This window comes from Streptomyces sp. NPDC001443, assembly GCF_053597355.1.
This window is the reverse complement of the sequence record NZ_JBSFIA010000094.1, coordinates 1-3,489: the sequence shown is the minus strand read 5'-3', so window position 1 is coordinate 3,489 and position 3,489 is coordinate 1. Positions and strand designations below refer to the sequence as shown.

Sequence of the window (3,489 nt, the reverse complement as noted above, 5' to 3'; positions counted from 1 at the left end):
TGGTACTGCAGGGGGGACCCTGTGGGAGAGTAGGACGCCGCCGAACAAATATTGAGAAAACCCCCGTGCCATTCGGCACGGGGGTTTTCTGCGTTCACCTCAGTATTCGTGAACCGGAGAGTGCGGCCACACGTCGACGTCTTGTACGTGCCGGTCTCGCGGGCCGCGTCCCAGAGGGAGTGTTCGGTGATGTGCGCCGGCTCGGGCATGAGCGACACGTCAAGTGATGTCGCCGAGGCGGGCCGCACGGGCCCGGAGGTAGCGCTGTTCGGGGAGGCTCAGGGTCTTGGCGGCGGCTGACTCATAGGCGGCTCGGGCGGCCTGGGGGTCGCCGGCGCGTTCCAGGAGGTGGGCGCGGACCGAGTCCAGGCGGTGGCCTGCGGTCAGCTCCGGTGCGAGCGCGTCCAGTTCGACCAGACCAGCCTTGGGTCCGTGGACCATGGCAATGGACACGGCACGGTTGAGGCGTTCGACAGGGCTGGGGACAAGGTGGACGAGGACGTCGTAGAGGCCGAGGATCTCGGGCCAGTCGGTGCTGTCGGGCGAGTCCGCCTCGTCGTGGACGGCGGCGATCGCGGCCCTCAACTGGTAGGGGCCGGAGCGGCGTTGGGACAGAGCCCAGGTCACCAGGGCCACGCCCTCCTCGATCGCCGCCTTGTCCCACAGCCCGCGGTCCTGCTCGTCGAGGGGGATCAGTTCGCCGCCCGCCCCGGTCCGCGCGGCGCGGCGGGCGTCGGTGAGGAGCATCAGGGCGAGCAGCCCGGTGACCTCACAGTCGCCGGGCAGCAGGCGGTGCATCGTACGGGCCAGCCGGATGGCCTCGCCCGCGAGTTCGGCGCGCTGGAGGGAGGCTCCGGAGGTGGCCGTGTAGCCCTCGTTGAAGATCAGGTAGAGCGTGTGGAGGACGGCGGGCAGTCGCTCCTCCCAGTGATCGGGGCGGCTGAAACGCGTGCCCTTCACCCGCTGCTTGGCCCGGCTGATCCGCTGGGCCATCGTCGCCTCCGGCACCAGGTGCGCGCGGGCGATCTCGGCCGTCGTCAGACCGCCGACGGCCCGCAGCGTCAGCGCGATCTGGGCGGGCGGGGGCAGATCCGGGTGGCAGCAGAGGAAGAGCAGGGTCAGCGTGTCGTCCTCGGAGGGCGCACGATCGGGCCCGGGTGGCGGTGCGGTGAAGGCGTCGCGCGGTGTGAGCGCCGCCGCCTTCTCCTCACGAAGGCGCCGCGCCTGATCACTGCGCAGCGCGTCCGTGAGCCGCCGCGAGGCGACCCTGATCAGCCAGCCCCGCGGATTGTCCGGAACCCCTGACTCGGGCCACTGACCGGCCGCTGCCAGCAGCGCCTCCTGTACGGCGTCCTCGGCGGAGTCGAAGTGCCCGTACCGGCGTACGAGCGCTCCGAGGACCTGCGGCGAGTGCAGGCGCAGCAGGTCCTCGACCTCGCTCGTACGTCTCAAAAGTCTCCCCTGCTCACACTTCGCCGAGCGGCCGGATGACGACGGGGTACGTGTTCGCGCCCTCGGGAACGGGGCACTGGATGACCCGCGCGGCGATCTCCGTGACCCGCTCCAGGCTCTCGCACTCCAGGAGCCAGTAACCGGCGATCACTTCCTTGGTCTCGCCGTACGGCCCGTCGGTGATCACGGGCTTGCCGTCCGCGCCGGCGCTGACGAGGCGGGTCCTGGCAGGCTCGGCCAGCCCCTGGGCGTCGATGAACTCGCCTGTCTCGGCGAGGTCGTTGTTGATCGCCCCCATGTGCTGGAACATCGCCTGCATGTCCTTGTCGCTCCAGGTCGGGAGACCCGCGGCGGGCTTGCCCGCCTGGGCCTCGTAGTCCGCCTGCGTGCCCTGCACCATCACCAGGTACTTCATGAGTCCGCTCCTTCGGCTCGGGCCGCCTGTGGTGGGCGGCTCTCACAGGGGACATCGGAGCCGGCCCGCGCTTCTCTACACACTCGCGGAAGTTTTTCAGGCTCGCGGGAAGGGCGTCAGGAGTCCTGCTGCTTGGCCCTGTCGACCGCCGGTCCGCTCTCCGTCGTGAGGACGGGCTCCCACTCGGCCTCTTCCGCCTCGTACGCCTGGCACTCGGGGTTCTTGCAGGGGCCGGGACGCCACAGGGGCACGAACACGACCAGGGTCTTGTGCCGGCGTACGACCTGCTCGACGAGATGGCCGCAAACGGGACAGACATGCTTGACCGGGAGCCTCGGCAACTCGTGCCCCCGGGGCTTTCCCGCTGGGGTGACGGCGGTGGAGCCTGCGAAGACGGAAACGGGAGGAGTGATTGACGCTTGTCGGTGTTCGGCGGTCGGATGGCGAGCCATGGACACAGGTGACATGCGTTCCGACGTACACCCCATCGAGGGCGACCTGGTGCGGCGGCTGATCGCCGGCCAGTTCCCGCAGTGGGCGGGACTCACGATCAAACGGTTTCCGTCCGGCGGGACTGTCAACGCCATGTTCCGGCTGGGCGATGACAAGGTCGTACGGCTGCCGCTCGAGCAGGGTGGGGTCGGCGACGTGCCGAAGGAGCGGGCGTGGCTGCCCCGGCTCGCACCGTACTTGCCCACGACTGTCCCCACGGCACTCGGGGAGGGAGAGCCCACGGAGGCGTACCCGTGGCCGTGGTCGGTGTACCAGTGGCTGGAAGGGGAGAACCCGGAAGTGGGAGCCCTGAGCGAGCCGGTGCAGCTGGCGGAGGACCTGGCGGAGTTCGTGACGGCGATGCGGAGCATCACGCTGCCGGGTGCCCCACAGGCTCACCGCGGAGGGCCACTCGCCTCGCTCGACGCGGAGACCCGGGCTGCGATCGAGGAGCTGCGTGGGATCCCGCAGGAGGGCGTCGACTGCGAGGCCGCCACCGCCGTGTGGGAGGAGGCGCTGCGAGCCCCTGTTTGGGGCGGGCCCCCGGTGTGGCTGCACGCGGACCTCATGCCGGGCAACCTGCTGGTGGACGGTGGCAGGCTCACCTCGGTAATCGACTTCGGGTGCCTGGGCACGGGCGATCCGGCCTGTGATCTGTTCCCGGCGTGGAATCTGCTGCCGGCCGAGGCGAGAGAAGTCTTCCGCCAGGCGCTGAGCGTGGACGACGCCACCTGGATCCGCGGCCGGGGACGGACACTCTCGCAGGCACTGATCGCGCTGCCGTACTACCGCGAGACGAACCCTGCGATGGCGCACAACGCCCGGCACGTGATCCGGACCGTGCTGCAAGAGGGCTGAAGGCCGGCAGGGGACGGGACGATCCAGGGGTGCGTCAATGCCGCTTACGGCCCACCTCGGCAAGGAGACGGGGGGAGGGGCCCGGTGCTGTGCCGGAGCCCCTCGCAGCCCCCAGGCTCAAAAGATCTTGACAGGGGGTGGTTGACGGCACTCTGCGGGATGCGTATAGTTCTTCGGGTTGCCACGGAGCCGTATCGGTTCTTCGGCAGCGCCTCCTGCCGCTTCAGCGGCGACAAACCACCAGCATGATCACCCAACGGGGTTCTTTTCGG

General features: G+C 69.7%; 4 protein-coding genes. 1 reads left to right on the top strand and 3 read right to left on the bottom strand.

Going from position 1 to position 3,489, the window contains the following annotated elements; all coding sequences use genetic code 11:
- Positions 1-219: 219 nt before the first annotated feature.
- The 3 genes from ACWC24_RS41785 to ACWC24_RS41775 all read right to left on the bottom strand — a co-directional run bounded on the left by ACWC24_RS41785 (position 220) and on the right by ACWC24_RS41775 (position 2,208).
- Positions 220-1,452 (bottom strand): RNA polymerase sigma factor, encoded by a 1,233-nt coding sequence (locus ACWC24_RS41785; protein WP_450668157.1) that lies wholly within the window; start codon positions 1,450-1,452, stop codon positions 220-222.
- A gap of 13 nt (positions 1,453-1,465) precedes the next feature.
- The gene (locus ACWC24_RS41780; protein WP_450668156.1) at positions 1,466-1,867 is read right to left on the bottom strand and encodes a YciI family protein; all 402 of its coding nucleotides are present in this window, start codon (positions 1,865-1,867) and stop codon (positions 1,466-1,468) included.
- A gap of 116 nt (positions 1,868-1,983) precedes the next feature.
- A complete protein-coding gene (locus tag ACWC24_RS41775; RefSeq protein ID WP_450668155.1) occupies positions 1,984-2,208 on the bottom strand; it encodes a hypothetical protein in 225 nt (74 codons plus the stop codon).
- 124 nt (positions 2,209-2,332) lie between these two features.
- On the opposite strand from ACWC24_RS41775, the gene ACWC24_RS41770 reads away from it, so the two are divergent.
- The gene (locus ACWC24_RS41770) at positions 2,333-3,217 is read left to right on the top strand and encodes an aminoglycoside phosphotransferase family protein (RefSeq protein ID WP_450668154.1); all 885 of its coding nucleotides are present in this window, start codon (positions 2,333-2,335) and stop codon (positions 3,215-3,217) included.
- The last annotated feature ends 272 nt before the right edge of the window (positions 3,218-3,489 follow it).

Coding starts and splice junctions, on each gene's coding strand:
- ACWC24_RS41770 (WP_450668154.1), top strand. CDS start 2,333: ATGCGTTCCGACGTACACCCCATCGAGGGCGACCTGGTGCGGCGGCTG.
- ACWC24_RS41780 (WP_450668156.1), bottom strand. CDS start 1,867: ATGAAGTACCTGGTGATGGTGCAGGGCACGCAGGCGGACTACGAGGCC.